The organism is Polynucleobacter sp. AP-Latsch-80-C2 (assembly GCF_018882185.1).
Classification (GTDB): domain Bacteria; phylum Pseudomonadota; class Gammaproteobacteria; order Burkholderiales; family Burkholderiaceae; genus Polynucleobacter.
The window spans coordinates 26543-40400 of record NZ_JACVOY010000004.1 but is presented as its reverse complement, the minus strand read 5'-3'; the positions used below and the strand labels follow the sequence as shown (position 1 = coordinate 40400).

The 13858-nt window shown below is 42.3% G+C and carries 9 protein-coding genes; 5 read left to right on the top strand and 4 right to left on the bottom strand.

Going from position 1 to position 13858, the window contains the following annotated elements; genetic code table 11:
* The first annotated feature begins 13 nt into the window (after window positions 1-13).
* Complete coding sequence (locus ICN47_RS05665; protein ID WP_216218928.1) at window positions 14-2149, top strand: DUF6311 domain-containing protein; 2136 nt, start codon at window positions 14-16, stop codon at window positions 2147-2149.
* Between the two features lies 1 nt (window position 2150).
* A complete protein-coding gene (locus tag ICN47_RS05660) occupies window positions 2151-4307 on the top strand; it encodes a DUF6311 domain-containing protein (protein ID WP_216218927.1) in 2157 nt (718 codons plus the stop codon).
* A 6-nt stretch (window positions 4308-4313) separates the two neighbouring features.
* Here the strand turns inward: ICN47_RS05660 and ICN47_RS05655 are convergent, their stop codons facing one another.
* The 3 genes from ICN47_RS05655 to ICN47_RS05645 are packed head-to-tail and all read right to left on the bottom strand — an operon-like array spanning window position 4314 to window position 8489.
* Window positions 4314-6449 (bottom strand): DUF6311 domain-containing protein, encoded by a 2136-nt coding sequence (locus ICN47_RS05655; protein ID WP_216218926.1) that lies wholly within the window; start codon window positions 6447-6449, stop codon window positions 4314-4316.
* Window positions 6450-6482: 33 nt separating this feature from the next.
* Window positions 6483-7595 carry a glycosyltransferase family 1 protein gene (locus ICN47_RS05650; protein WP_216218925.1) on the bottom strand — a complete coding sequence of 371 codons (1113 nt, stop codon included), beginning with the start codon at window positions 7593-7595 and terminating at the stop codon, window positions 6483-6485.
* Between the two features lie 9 nt (window positions 7596-7604).
* Complete coding sequence (locus ICN47_RS05645) at window positions 7605-8489, bottom strand: GDP-mannose 4,6-dehydratase (protein ID WP_216218924.1); 885 nt, start codon at window positions 8487-8489, stop codon at window positions 7605-7607.
* A 97-nt stretch (window positions 8490-8586) separates the two neighbouring features.
* Here ICN47_RS05645 and ICN47_RS13085 point away from each other — a divergent pair, with 97 nt between their 5' ends.
* Window positions 8587-10749: an O-antigen ligase family protein gene (locus ICN47_RS13085; protein WP_216218923.1), complete on the top strand. Its 2163-nt coding sequence runs from the start codon at window positions 8587-8589 to the stop codon at window positions 10747-10749.
* A 17-nt stretch (window positions 10750-10766) separates the two neighbouring features.
* On the opposite strand, the gene ICN47_RS05635 is transcribed toward ICN47_RS13085, so the two are convergent.
* Window positions 10767-11858: a glycosyltransferase gene (locus tag ICN47_RS05635; protein WP_216218922.1), complete on the bottom strand. Its 1092-nt coding sequence runs from the start codon at window positions 11856-11858 to the stop codon at window positions 10767-10769.
* Between the two features lie 196 nt (window positions 11859-12054).
* Here ICN47_RS05635 and ICN47_RS05630 point away from each other — a divergent pair, with 196 nt between their 5' ends.
* Window positions 12055-12699 (top strand): hypothetical protein, encoded by a 645-nt coding sequence (locus ICN47_RS05630; protein WP_216218921.1) that lies wholly within the window; start codon window positions 12055-12057, stop codon window positions 12697-12699.
* Window positions 12700-12811: 112 nt separating this feature from the next.
* Window positions 12812-13855, top strand: coding sequence for a hypothetical protein (locus ICN47_RS05625; protein ID WP_216218920.1), 1044 nt, complete (start codon window positions 12812-12814; stop codon window positions 13853-13855).
* Window positions 13856-13858 lie beyond the last annotated feature (3 nt).

Sequence of the window (13858 nt, the reverse complement as noted above, 5' to 3'; positions counted from 1 at the left end):
GGATAATGTTTCTATGAGCAAGTTATCTCAATCCTCTAAGTCAGGCTGGATCAATCTGATTCCGATTGCCATGGGCCTTGTAGCTTTTGTGACTGTTGTTGGCTTAGGCATTTTGAATCCCCGTAACGTCAGTTGGCTTTTGGCAGATTTCGATATGACCCTGGAATACCTGGGCTGGGCTTTCTATCGTTATGGCCCCTGGACTTTCCCTATCGGGCTCAATCCTAATTTTGGATTGGATATTAGCTCTTCTATTATTCATTCCAATTCCATGCCATTGTTTGCGATGGTATTTAAACCATTTTCTGCGTTATTGGGTGAGCCATTTCAGTTTTGGGGCATTTGGATTCTGCTTTGTTTTGTATTGCAGGCGTGGATGGCTTGGTTGCTCATGGGGCTTATCACCAAAGAACTTTGGATAAAGATACTTGCAACAGGATTGCTACTATTTTCTCCGCCAATGTTTTCGCAGATTGGATTTCATAATTCAACCATTGGGCATTTCCCAATATTGGCCGCACTTTATTTAATATTGCGTCCCAATCAAAATAAAAGAGTGTTGTGGTGGTCAATCCTGTTGCCATGCACCTTGATGATTCACCCCTATACCTTTGCCATGCTGGTAGCGCTCTGGCTGGCTGATTTGCTAGATAAATTAATCATTCAGAAAAAACTCAGTATTTTTCAAGTGCTACTTGAAATGGCATGCGCATTCGCTACAACCCTTTTGTTGGCCATGCAGGCTGGCTACTTCATGAATGTCAGTCCTGGAGAAACTGGTTTTGGCATGTATCGCATGAACCTACTAGCTTTATTTGATCCAAGTGGATTTGATGCGCGTAACTGGTCGTTCTTATTTAGCTTGCCTTGGGTCAGGGGCAATAATAATTACGAGGGATTTGTTTATCTTGGCTTAGGGTTAATTTTGGTTCTAGCAATCTCCTTGCCGATGATGGCAAAGTACCGCGAAAAATTGTCTAAATTTCTGCTTGACCATGTATTTATTTTCCTCTGCTTGATTTGTTTGACCTTGTTCGCACTCTCAAATAATATTGGTATTGGCCCCTGGACTTTTACTATTCCACTCACGCCGAAGCTCTTTTCAATTGCCAGTATTTTGCGTGCCTCAGCCAGAATGTTTTGGCCAGTCTTTTATGTAATAGCCATCGCCGGAATTTATTTCTTAATTCGGGGCTACTCCAGGAAAATAGCTATAACTGTTTTGGCTATTGGATTGGTAATTCAAGTATTGGATACCAGTGGCGCCTGGCTTGAGATTAAAAATAAGATTAATCACCCCGGTGCCCAACCAGTTTCTTCCCTATCTGACCCATTCTGGGCGGATGCCGCCAAACATTACAACAAGGTAGTTCGCGTGCCCGTCTGGAATGAGCAAGCTATCTGGGAAAAGTTTGCTTATTACGCAGCCAAATATCAGCTAGGTACTAATTCAGTCTTTATGGGTAGGGTTGATCAGCAAAAAATTGAGAGATCCAATCAAAAAATAAAAGAGATGTTGGCGCAAGCTAAGTTTGATCCTAATACGCTTTACATAGTAGAAGATAACTACGTACCGCAGTTTGCAAAAGCGATGAAGCCCCAAGTGGATTTGTTGGCTCGCTTTAATGAGATAAACGTCTTTGCTCCTGGTTGGAAGTCTTGTCAGAATTGCCTAAAGGTCAATGAAGTGTCCCAAATCAATCCTGTCATATCCAATGATCGCCTAACCCGCATTGGTGAGCGCATTGATTTATCGCGATTTGGAAAATACTCCAGAGTGTATTTAGGCGGTGGTTGGTCAGTACCTGAAAATTGGGGTGTGTGGTCTCTCAATAAAAAGGCATCCTTGACTTTGCCTTTGCCCGCAAGCGTACCTAAAAAACTGGTGATAGATACTCAGGCTTTTATTGGAGGGGCGCAATCTTCTCAAGATGTAGAAATTTGGATTAATGGAGCTCCTCAAACTAAGGTGACTTTAAATAAGCGCTTTGGGAATGAGATTGAGGTGCCGTTGCCTGCCGCTGTACTCAATTCAGAGAGATTAAAAGTGGACTTTGTATTCCCAACCGCTGTTTCGCCCAAGACCTTGGGTATTGGGATTGACGAGCGCCCATTAGCAATTGGCCTAGAGGCCGTAAGATACGAGTGATATGAATAAGCTACGCCATTCGATTTGGGATGTGTTGATCCCGCTGTGCATCGGTATTTGTGCTTGCTTGATGGTAGTTGGCCCCAAAGCTTTAAATCCAACAGTCTTGGACTTAGCCCAAGGCGTAGATCCCTTTAAGGATTATGTTGGCTGGATGTTCTTTCGCAATAGCCCTTGGACTTTTCCAATTGGCTTAAATCCAACTTACGGTCTGGATTTTAGTAATTCGATTGTATTTTCTGATTCGATTCCTTTGATGGCTGTTGTGTTTAAAGCTATTCGTTTTGCACTGCCAGAAACATTTCAATATTTAGGCATCTGGACTCTCATATGTTTTGTATTGCAAGCCTATTTTGCATGGCTGGTTTTGGGATTAATGACGCAAAACAGGTGGATGAAAACTTTTGCATGCGTAGTCTTAGTTTTCGCACCGCCTATGCTTTGGCGGGTAAACCAGCACACTGCATTGGTGGCGCACTTCATGATTCTGGCCGGGTTTTATTTAATATTTTCGCCAGAGCGCACTTCTAAAGTTTTAAATAAAGGGGTTTTCTGGGCGCTATTGCTTAGTGCTGCGGTCCTCACCCATTTCTCCCTCTTTGTAATGGTTACAGCGCTTTGGGCAGCTAATTTAGCTGATCAAATTGTTTTTTCTAAAGCCAATCGGCTAGCAATCTTAAAAAATTGTGCCTTACAAATTACTTTCATCGGACCCTTGATTACGTTTTTAATGTGGCAGACAGGTTATTTTGCGGTGAGCTCCTCTTCTGGCTCATTAGGTGGATATGGCTTCTTCCGGATGAATCTACTCTCACCATTAGATCCTAAGGGCTGGTCTTATCTCTTGCGAACTTTGCCGCTACCAAGTGATTATGGTGAAGGATATATGTTCTTTGGCTTAGGTCTTTTGCTGCTCTGGCCCTTTGCCATTTATAAATTTATACGTGATGGCAGTCTTAGGACCCTCTTTAGAGGGGAAATTTTCAAACATCTTTTCCTGGCCCTTGCCCTGATTGCTTTAAGTCTATTTGCCATTACGAACCACATCGCTATTGGCCGTAAAGAATTTGGATTTGGAATTTCAGACTCTGTTTATGCAGTTGCAAGCATCTTTCGTGCATCCGGTAGGTTCTTTTGGCCGATGTTTTATGCGTTAAATCTTGCTTGTATTTTCATCGTTATGAGAGGCTACTCTAAGCGCTTTGCATTGACGCTCTTGGGGATTGCATGTTTTCTGCAAGTAGTTGATACAAGCGCTGGTTGGAGGTTGATGCGGGAGCATATTGCTGATCGAAGTAAGAATATTCCGCACGAACTGTCGCTAGCTAACCCATTCTGGAGCCAGGTGGCTCAGCAATATGAGCAAGTTCAGTTAGTCCCTCCGCAGGATAAGGCTCCTGGATGGGATCAAATTGCCTTGTATGCCGCCAAAAATCATTTGTCGACTAATGCCGTGTTCTTTGCAAGAGCTGATATTGGCAAGCTTTCTAAGGCACAAGAAACTTTTATAAATGGCCTTTATGGGTCAAGCTGGAATCCAAAAAGCCTATATGTATTGCAACCCGATGCAGTCCTTCCCGCATACTTTCATTCAAATCCAGCTGCCGATTTATTGGTTGGCTTTGATGGTTTTGCTGTATTGGCTCCCAATTGGAAAAACTGTAAAGACTGTCCAGTAATTCAAGAGAATTTGCGTGATGAGCTTAATCAACTCACCAGGCAAATAGTTCTGAATAAGCCTTTTGGTTTTGGCAAAGGACAATTGGGTAATCGCTTTTTAATCGGCGTCGGCGGAAGCTGGGCTTGGCCAGAAGAGTGGGGTGTCTGGAGCAATAGTGATCAAACAAAGATGATCCTGCCAGTGCCGCAAGGTGCCCCGCCTAAGCAGCTTAAATTAACGGTAAGAGCTTTTGTTGGTCCACTGCACTCTAAGCAAGATATTGAAGTCTTTATTGACGGTATGCCCCCTCAATTGTCCTCCTTGAGTGACCCTAAGACTAATACTTGGGTGATTAACTTGCCGCCTTTTATGGATAAAAAGAAGTATCTAGAACTACAGTTCCACTTTAAAAATCCCGCCAGCCCTAAAGATGTGGGCGGCGTTCCGGGTGATGATCGTAAGCTTGGAATGGGCCTGATTTCAGCGCAGTTCCAATAAATCTCCCTATCTAAATACGGCAGATCTCACGCCGATACCGAGTTTTCGATGATCAGGTCGATCCTCTATTAGGTCAACTGGCCGTGCTAGGTTATGCATTTCAAATTCAATGGATAGGTACTTAGATTTTTTCATCTCTGGGGTGAGGAAAATATCTAATTCATTCTCATAGACATGAGTTAAGAATAATTTTTTGTAAAAAACACCATTTATTTTGACATCAATTTCTTGAACCAAGTGCTTGCCTTTAACTACAAAGGTATCAAATTTAAGGTTGAGTAATTTAGGCCAATGCTGTGGCCAAGAAAAGTTGAGAGTAGCAGTTTTACTATCTGACCAGGTTCCCCAGTCTTCTGACCATGACCAGCCGCTACGAAAGTAGTAACTTCTATTGGGCGATGAGTTTGCAAACGAAATCACTTCACCGAGCTTTGATGCATAGCGGTCCCGAGTCAATATTAGCTTTGGATCTATTGGGGGGCAATTGCCACATTCATTCCATCCGGGAGCGATCACATTAAAGGTGTCTATTTTAGCTATCTCTGTACTGTCAGGGGCCGTTGCTAGGGCGGCAATGACAAAGCGGTTTTCTACTACATATAACGTGCCTTGATCAAAAGAACCGGCATCAATCTGCTGATTTAGTTTGATATTGCTCGCTTCTTGTTTAACAAGATCAACTCGCGCCATATGAGCAGCATTCGTTCTCATATGATGAGTCACTGTATAGATAGAGAAATTTTCCCAATTAGGCGGTCTGTTCACTGAAGGAACTATAGTCAGGTCACTATAATGTTTTCCTGCCGCATTCCAAAATGAATTGCTAAGATTATGGTTATGTTCTTCAGCTGAATGGCGAGTAGCTAATTGCTTGCGATTATGCAACCAACCTTTGCTAGTATCACCTGCCTGCAAAACAAAACAAACGGCAATAATTCCCAGAGCCACTTTATGAGAAAACGTTCTCACTATTGCAACAAAGAATGCAATGATTAAAAGGTAATGAACAGGCCAAAATAGTCTTGCAGAGGAGCGAAGGGTATCTGCCATCTTCAATAGCCAAGCGGGTAAGGGGTAGGTAAAGCTCAAGTCACCTAGCCCAACTCGATTGCTGATGGCAAAAATCGGCAAGAAAATGATGAGCACGCCAAGGTAGCGATGATTTCTAAAAAATGCTTTAAGTGCAGATATATTTCCTGTTGACGTTTTGAATAATGCAATGAGGGTAAATAGCCCGGCAATAATCGCTCCTAGCCCAAGGTACGCAAATCCCTCGCCCCATGAGGACGGATTTGTTTTGCTTTCAAGAAAATATGACCAGCCTTGGGAGTCAATTAGCCCAAGGACATTCATGCCATAAAAACCATAACCTCGCTCACTGTTGAGAGAAGCGGAGATTGCAAAATATCCCGCTTGCCATGCAAGTAGCAAGGTACAAATTAATGCTAAAAGAATTTCCTTTAAAGCACTTTTAGCGCTGATATCACGCTGAATAAAGTGGCGATTAGCCAAATCGGCTAGCCATAGCAAACTGACGATGGCAAAGAGATAAAAATGGGTCAAGACCGCTGTAGACAACAACAACACCCAAAGAAGAGTGCGTTTATTTTGAGTGGGTCTGAGAATTAAATAGAGCGCCCATAAAATGAGAAATTGACCCACAAGAGCAGAATGACCGCCGGCGGGTGTATTGATACGCCAAAGCATTGGCGGAAAGAAAACAAATAACCCGCATCCTAGAAGTCGGAGGATCTTGCTATTGGAGTAAAGACCTAATATTTTCCATGCAAGCCAGGCTTGCAATAGAAAGCTGGCAAAGATCCAAATGCCAAAATAGTGAAATCGATCAGGTAATAAGACGCCAATTGCCTTGAGGGGGATTGCTAGCAGTGGGATTGAATCGGAGTAGACAATCGAACTACTCAAGTCTTGGCCAAAGAGCGGACTTAAGCCTACTGGGAAAGTCCAAGGCCCATTGCGGTAAAAAAGCCAACCCAAATAATGTTGCGTAGGATCAAGACGACCCAAAATCCAGTCAGGGTTATTGGGGTTTAGTGGGGCAAATCCAACCACCATAAAAAAAGCAACAGCCCCAAGTAATAAGGGGTACAAAAATGAGTAATCTCTTTTTTGTAAATTCATGACAGAGCTGTAATTAATAAATTAACGCGTGTGTTAAACCATTGTTTGATAGATAGAGACTGTTTTCTTAGCGTTTTCTTCCCAAGAAAAGAGCTGAGAGCGTGCTAACCCTGCAGCTTTCAGTTGTTTCACCAAAACGGAGTCCTGAATAATGGCTTCTAGCGCTGCAGTAATCTCCTGGGAGTTCAGCGGATCAACAACAATAGCTGCGTTTCCAGCAACCTCTGGCATAGAAGTGCAGTTGGATGTAATTACCGGTAATTCGGAGGCAAAGGCTTCTGTAATAGGTAGGCCAAATCCCTCATATAGACTAACAAAGGTTAGAGCTGTGGCACTTTGTAATAAGCAATGCTTTTGATTTTCTGAAATGTAATGAAGCCATTTGGCTCGACCTTCGGCAACAGCCTGATGAATCGCATCTAAGGCCTTTCCATCATCCCAAGCAAGTTTTCCGGCGACAACCAAGGGGTAGTTACGGGAAAGTGAGCCTGGAAGTTTGGCGTGCGCCTCTAGTAGGCGCACTAAGTTCTTGCGGGGCTGAATAGAGCCTAAAAATAAAAAGAACGGCGTAGTAATGCCAAGCGCTTTAAATACTGTCTGTTTGTCAAAATCGGAAACTTTTTGAAAGTAGCGCTTATCTACCCCCAGTGGGATTACGTTAATTTGATTTTCAGAAAATCCAAGATGCTTGGTAATTTCTGTTTTAGAAAATTCAGAAATCGTAATAATGCGGTCAGCGCGTTGAGTTAATTTTTTCCAAGGAAATGATTTGAGGTAACGCGATTTCGATTTTAGAAATTGTGGATGACTTAAGGGGATAACATCCATAACTGTTGCAAGCAAAGGCTTATTCGCAATAGGTATAAATTGGTCGGTTGAATGTATTAAATCCACATCCTTAAAAAATACTTCTGGATGTATATGGCTTAGCCCACCAAGTACATGATTTGAATAGCTTGGCAATAAAGTTGCGCCACATTTACTTTGCTCTTGACCAAAAGAGTAAGGGGTAATGGTTGGGGTAGATGGGATTTGCTGGTATTGCTGCAAAAGCGCTTGGCAATATTGGCCTATGCCATCAATTCCATCTTGCTTTGGATTATTTAAACCTCGATCAAGCAGGGTGGTTCCAAATGCAACTTTCACACTCAAGCCTTAGGTAGAGAGGATCGAAGAAGCAGTAAGCATTTGCTTAAAGGTATATTCTAAAGCAGGTGCTTGTAGTGATAGCGCATTACTAGCTAGCAAGTGATTTAGCTTTTCGGGGTTGCCCACCATGCGATGGACCTCACTTGCTCGAACAAAATCCGGATTAACACGGATTTCAATATCGTGGCCTGTAATCTGTTTTAGGGTATCCATAACAAACTGCAACGAACGAGCTTGTCCTGAGCAGACGTTATAAATTTCATTTTCTTTCCCTAAATCCAGTAACTTAAGATAGGCGTCACAAATCATATTGACGTCATTAAATTCACGTTCAATATTTAAATTTCCTAATTCAATAAAAGGTTTGCGTTTGGCAAAATGATCAACCAATTTTGGGATCAGGAAATTACCCTTTTGGCCAACGCCGGTGTAATTAAATGGCCGGGCAATCACAATAGGCAAGCGGTTGAAAAAAGTCTTAGCCATTTCTTCCATCGCTACTTTGCTGATAGCGTAATGGTCAATCGGTGTTAATGCTTGATCTTCGACGGATAAATGATTGGCGCTGTTTCCATAAACTGTTGCGCTACTCGCTAGCAGAACTTTCTTTGGGGCTTTCTCTAGTTTGGTAAGTGCTTGCAGCAGATTGCTGGTCCCTAAAGCATGAACTCGATAAAAAGCTTCATGATCTTTGGACGCTACAAAGCTAATGCCAGCAAGATGAGCCACATAGTCTGGCGTTGCTGATAAGACTTCTTTTTCCAAGGCTTCTACATCATTGAGATTCGAGGTGAGTTCATGCACCTTGAGGCCAGATTTTTGAGCTGCGTCCTTCAAATAAAGGCCTGTAAAGCCTCTAGCGCCTGTAATGAGGATGTTTGATGAGTTCAAATGATGTTTTGCTTGGTTCAATATTGGGTAGAAAACAGTGTAATCCTGCTAAAGGAGTCATTTTGCCGTAAATTTGTATTGCACCCCCTAAAATAGGGTGCATACAGAATATGAAAAATATGACCCAAACTCCCTCAGCTTTCCAGGGCCCTACCTTCAGATGAATTTGCCAGTCAAATCAGGTCAAACACCATTATTTAGTTCGGTCGAACGCTTTTTGGCTGGATTTGGTCTGTTTTGTGCCCTTATAGCCAGTTTGGCAGTTTTGGGCAACGATGCATATTACTTTGGTCGTCAAGGTTTGACACCCTCCGTATCTCTGTTCCTATTGGCATTCATTATTGGGCTTGTTTCGGAAACTTGGGGTCTTGCGATAGTGGTTGCACTATTACCGCTGACAGCAGGGATTCCAAATCTTCTCAACACGCTATTGGGTGCAAATGCGCTAGCTATGCCAAACCCAGGTCTAGATTTGGCGGCTGGACTGTTATTTGCTTATTTCATCAGGACCTTGTTGAAGCGAATACTTCAACAGCAAACTTTATCTAGCGAGACTAACCCTTCATTTGTAACATCGTCCTGGCCTGTGGGTTTAGTGATGCTAGTGATCACTTCTTCAGTTGCTCTGGCAATTGCCCGAAACCTATACCTCTCGGCTACAAGCACTTCTATTCGTGGAGTGTTATTTAACTTAATGCATTTTCGTCCAATAGATTGGCGCGCAGATTATTTGCCAATTGGTAATTGGGTAGCTTATGCCATTGCAGTTGGACTAATATTCTTGGTGAATTCCACCTTAAAAAAGTTTAATACTGAAAGTCGAAATCAATGGATTTTCCGTTCACTGATGTTGGGCTTGGTAGTTTCGGCTATTGTGGGATTGATTCAAGCAGCAACTGGTTGGGGCTTGCCCGAGACGCAGTTGCAATTTCGCAAAGATGCCTTCGGTTTTGCCGCGATGGGCTTACAGCCCGATTTACATGCCTTTGCCGCTCATATGCTTTTGGGAGTTGTGGGCCTTTGGGGTTATTTTTTAGTTTGTAAAAATAGTGCTGAGAGGTTTTTTATCGCAGTTACCTTTTTGCTCTGTACTGCTGGATTAGTAGCAAGTAAATCTCGCGCATCATTGCTGATCGCATTGATTACCTTGGTAATTCTTAGCCTGATTTATTTTTATCGCCATTCCAAAAAAATATTTTTTATTTCGCTCATGGTTTTTGTTGTCGTAATTGGCATTATTCTTTTGGGCGCAGGTTCAATTCCTAGCTTAGCTTGGGTCGGGGAATTGATAGCCCAAATGCAAAGTCGACGCTTGGATAGTTTGAGTGATTTAGGCGGTATGATGGGCTCGCGTTTTGAAATCTGGAGTGCTGTCATTAATATGTTCTCTTCCTATCCCCTGATGGGTGTAGGTGAGGGCGAGTTTTATCATTTATCTTCTAATATCAGTTTTGCGCGCTCAGAATTTTTACAGTTGAACCGTGGTGAAAATGCACATAACTATTTTTTACAGGTACTTGCTGAAAATGGTTTGATTGGAATTACTGTATTTCCGATTGCTTTCATAGTTCCATATCGTGATTGCCAAAATAAACAATTGATATTACCGGCATCAATGGGTTTATTAAGTCTTTTCTTGGGAAATGTTTTTGCGCACTCATTTTTAGTACGTGAGAACCTAATGCTCGGTGCTACTTTGCTAGGGCTTATTTATTGCTTCTCTGAAGTGGGTATTGCAAATGCACTAAATAAGAGAGCGGCTCTACCAAGCCGTAACCGTCTAATGAGTTTGCTGGTTATCCTAGCGCTGTTGGTTGGCGTGGCTATTGAAGCAGCCTTCTCCTTTGGAAAGCTGCCTTTTATAGCTGGCGCTGATTGCTCTACCAAAGATTTTCCCGTATCGGAAGATCACTGGACAACTGGTGCTTGGGAGCAGCGTTTTCCACAAGGGGCAAAAGGAGTGGAAATTATTTTGTCGCCTAACCGTCCCAATATTAATAAGATTCCGCTGAATGCTCGTTTCGACGTGCTTTCTTGGGAGGCTGGTAAGGGGAAGGTGCCCGTTCTTACAATAAGTCATCAATGGGTAAACAATGAGCCTGAAACGATTTTCTTAGATCTTGCTCCTCAGTATCAGAATTCATCCAATATCGTTACCGCGCGAATTCAATTATCCAATTGCTACACACCAAGAAATTTAGGAATTAATACTGATGGTCGTCGCTTAGGAGTTCAGATTCAAAGCGTACGCTTTAAGTAGCGTGGCGAAGGGTTGTGTTACTTTTGAATGATCAGCCACTTAGGTGTTTTGAAGCGCACGATTGACCAATACAGCCAAATATAAGTTAGCGCAAAAAGTCCCGCGCAAATCTTTAAGGCGACATGGTTATTCCAGAAGATAACGGCTGGAATAACAGCAATGCTTGATAGCAGCCAGAGATATGGCGCAGTAATGGCATTGCGTTGCGTAAGTAGTTCAGCTTCTGTGCTACCAATAGCCCAACGAACTGCTCTTCTATAAATAATTTGATGTAGATGGGCGGCATCTGGTAGTCCAGGGCTTACACGCTTTAAGGCGACTCTGCGATAAACCGTGAATAAAGTTTCAAAGATGGGGTAGAAGCACAAGAGTAGGGGGAACCATTTTGAGACGCTTTGGTTACGTAGCACGAGCAATAGCGAAAGTTCAGCAATCCAAAAGCCAATTAAATATGCGCCACCATCACCGAGAAATATTAAGCCTTTGGGATAGTTCCAAAAGAGAAATCCTACTATGGCCCCAATTCCCGCAAGTGAGCACACCATGATTGGATAGTCTTTTATCTGAAAAGCTACATAACCAAGAGCTGTAAGAATAATTGTTGCTACAGCTCCTGATAGTCCATGATATCCATCTATCAAATTAAAGGAATGGGCTACGCCAGCAATGCAGAAGCAGGTAAAAATCATCGAGATAATGGGGATTGATAAAATCCAATCCACCCCGAAAATTTGTACATTGGTAAGCCATGCCTGCAGCGACCATCCGGCAATTGCAGCTGATACCATAGTGGCTAGCAAACGCTCTTTAGCACCAATCTTTTTGGTGAGATCTTCTAGTAAACCCATTAAAAAACACGGAAGGGCCGAAGCTAATAAAAGAGTGGCAAACGAGGCGACTGTGAGGTCATTAGTCCAGCGAGGGATGAGTGCGCAAGCAATACCAATAAAAATTGGGAGACCTCCAATACGGGGAACGGCTTGAATATGAAATTTCTGGATGCCTTTTAGATCTGTATCTCCCGTAACATGGCTATGAAGATGCTGGAAACGAATAATAAATAGGCAGCCTATTAGGGAAACAAAAAGGGCAATCAGGGTCGATGACATTGAGGCTGCAGATAAATTCTGTGATGGCTAAGAGTGTTCTATTAGAACTGACTTTACCACTTAGAGGGTACAGAGGGCCAAAGCCCTTAATAGTGGTAATTTTAGAAGTAAAATCTGCCATTGGATTCAATTTAGGCGTTTAAATGGCTATATATCTTGCGAAATACGATCCCTATCGTCAAGCCAGAAGATCATTATGAAAATTAGCTATCACTCTGTTACCTCTTGGTTGGGCCGAAATTGGAAGGTTTTAGTAGCTTCCGAGTTGCTGTGTTTGGCCTTGGCTGGTATCTATGTGGGGTTTGCCCCCCGAATTTATGAGGCTAATTTTTCAGTGCGTCTTCCAAAGATGCAGATGGTGAGCCCTCTTGACTCTGGCAAGCTGGAGTGGAAGTTAATGCTCTCTGGTTTGGAGTTTATGCGGGGCATGCAAAATCCCCTGACTTTTTCTAATGCATTTATTCAGGAGTGTCTAGGTGAGGACTCTAATGCTAATCGAAGAAAATTTATTAATTCAATGCAAATTGGATTATTAAATCACGCAGACGTTATTCACTTTTCATTAAGAATCGAGGGGCGTGAAAATGTAATTCGCTGCGCTAATTTGTTACAAGCCCGAGTTCTGGAAGATCTCAATGGGGTTTATGAAGCTCAAACGCAAAAAAATAAAGAAAACGCAAATACAGTAATTGCTTCTGAAAAGGCATCCCCCACTGATTCATTGCGCATAAGTGATAGCTATATACAGCCACAGGTTAGCAAAGTAATTTATGCCGCTCTGATTATTGGTATTTTTATAGCAATCTTTGCTATTAGCTTAAAGGCAAAGTATCGTGCCTAGTTTTCTCAAAAGGCCGCTGCAATTTATTGGGATTATCTTTGCTTGCTTTGCAATACATACAATCTTATTTATTAAGCACTACCCTGTTTATTTTTTACCAGATCTGGTTTTAATGGTTTATCTGATCTACAAGTTTCGTGACCTAAATCAAGCTGTTTCTTCTATCTTTTGGTTTGGTCTCGCCCTCTTGTTGGGCTATTACTTCTTATCGCCAACCCCACCTGATACCAGTTTTCCAAACAACTATATTGTTACCTTAAAACCCTTTGCCTATATTTGCATATTGGCTTTGTATTCTCAGAATATCCCTCAGGTTAATCTGTCTAAATGGATACGCTTGTTCTTGATTGCCTACCCTTTAGTTTTGTTGTGGAATCTTTTTTTAGTTCATCTAAATGAGGGCGCCAATATTTCGCAACTGATGATAACTAGACCATTTTTTATCTTTGAAAATAATTTTGAAATTACTTTCTATCTCAATTGCTTCATTATTGTGTTCTTTATTTATGGCGAACGCCGTTTACTTGATCTTATGCTTTTAGTCGTTACCATCATTCTTGCTGGCAGTCGTTCTGGCTTACTTTCTTTCGCTGTCGTTTGCTTCTTTTACTTTTTATCAGTTGGATGGCGTCATAAGGTTATAGTTGCTGTCTTGGCCGCCGCCGCCGCTGCCTACATTGGTAAAGGTAGAAACATTAGCGCCCCACTAGGATCCATTGATCGAGTGCAGTCCTTTCAGGCAATTTTTAATCACTATGGTGATAGCTTTATTGAGGTTCTCAAAGAGCCTTTTGGTTATGGTGTTTACCAAAAGGTCCCGGGATATATCTGTACTCGTCTTCCTGACTTTGCAGAATGGTTTACCGGCAATAGTCATAACTGTGATCCCTTGATGTTGCAGGCCTTTTACACCCGATCTCTCTATCAGTTAGGTATATATGTCACTTTATTGATTCCAATTTTGTTCTTTTTATTGGTTAAGCGCGTGACTGGTTGGAGGGTGGCAGTTTTGGTGTTAACTCCTATTACTTGTGTCGCAACCTCGGTGGGTGGCTTTTCTAATGGCCTGGCCTTTTGGGGTGTTTTGCTCTCGGTATACGCCTATCAACAGTTTAAAAATCCAACTCTGATATACAAGAGTGCCGCCAGCATTTAATCC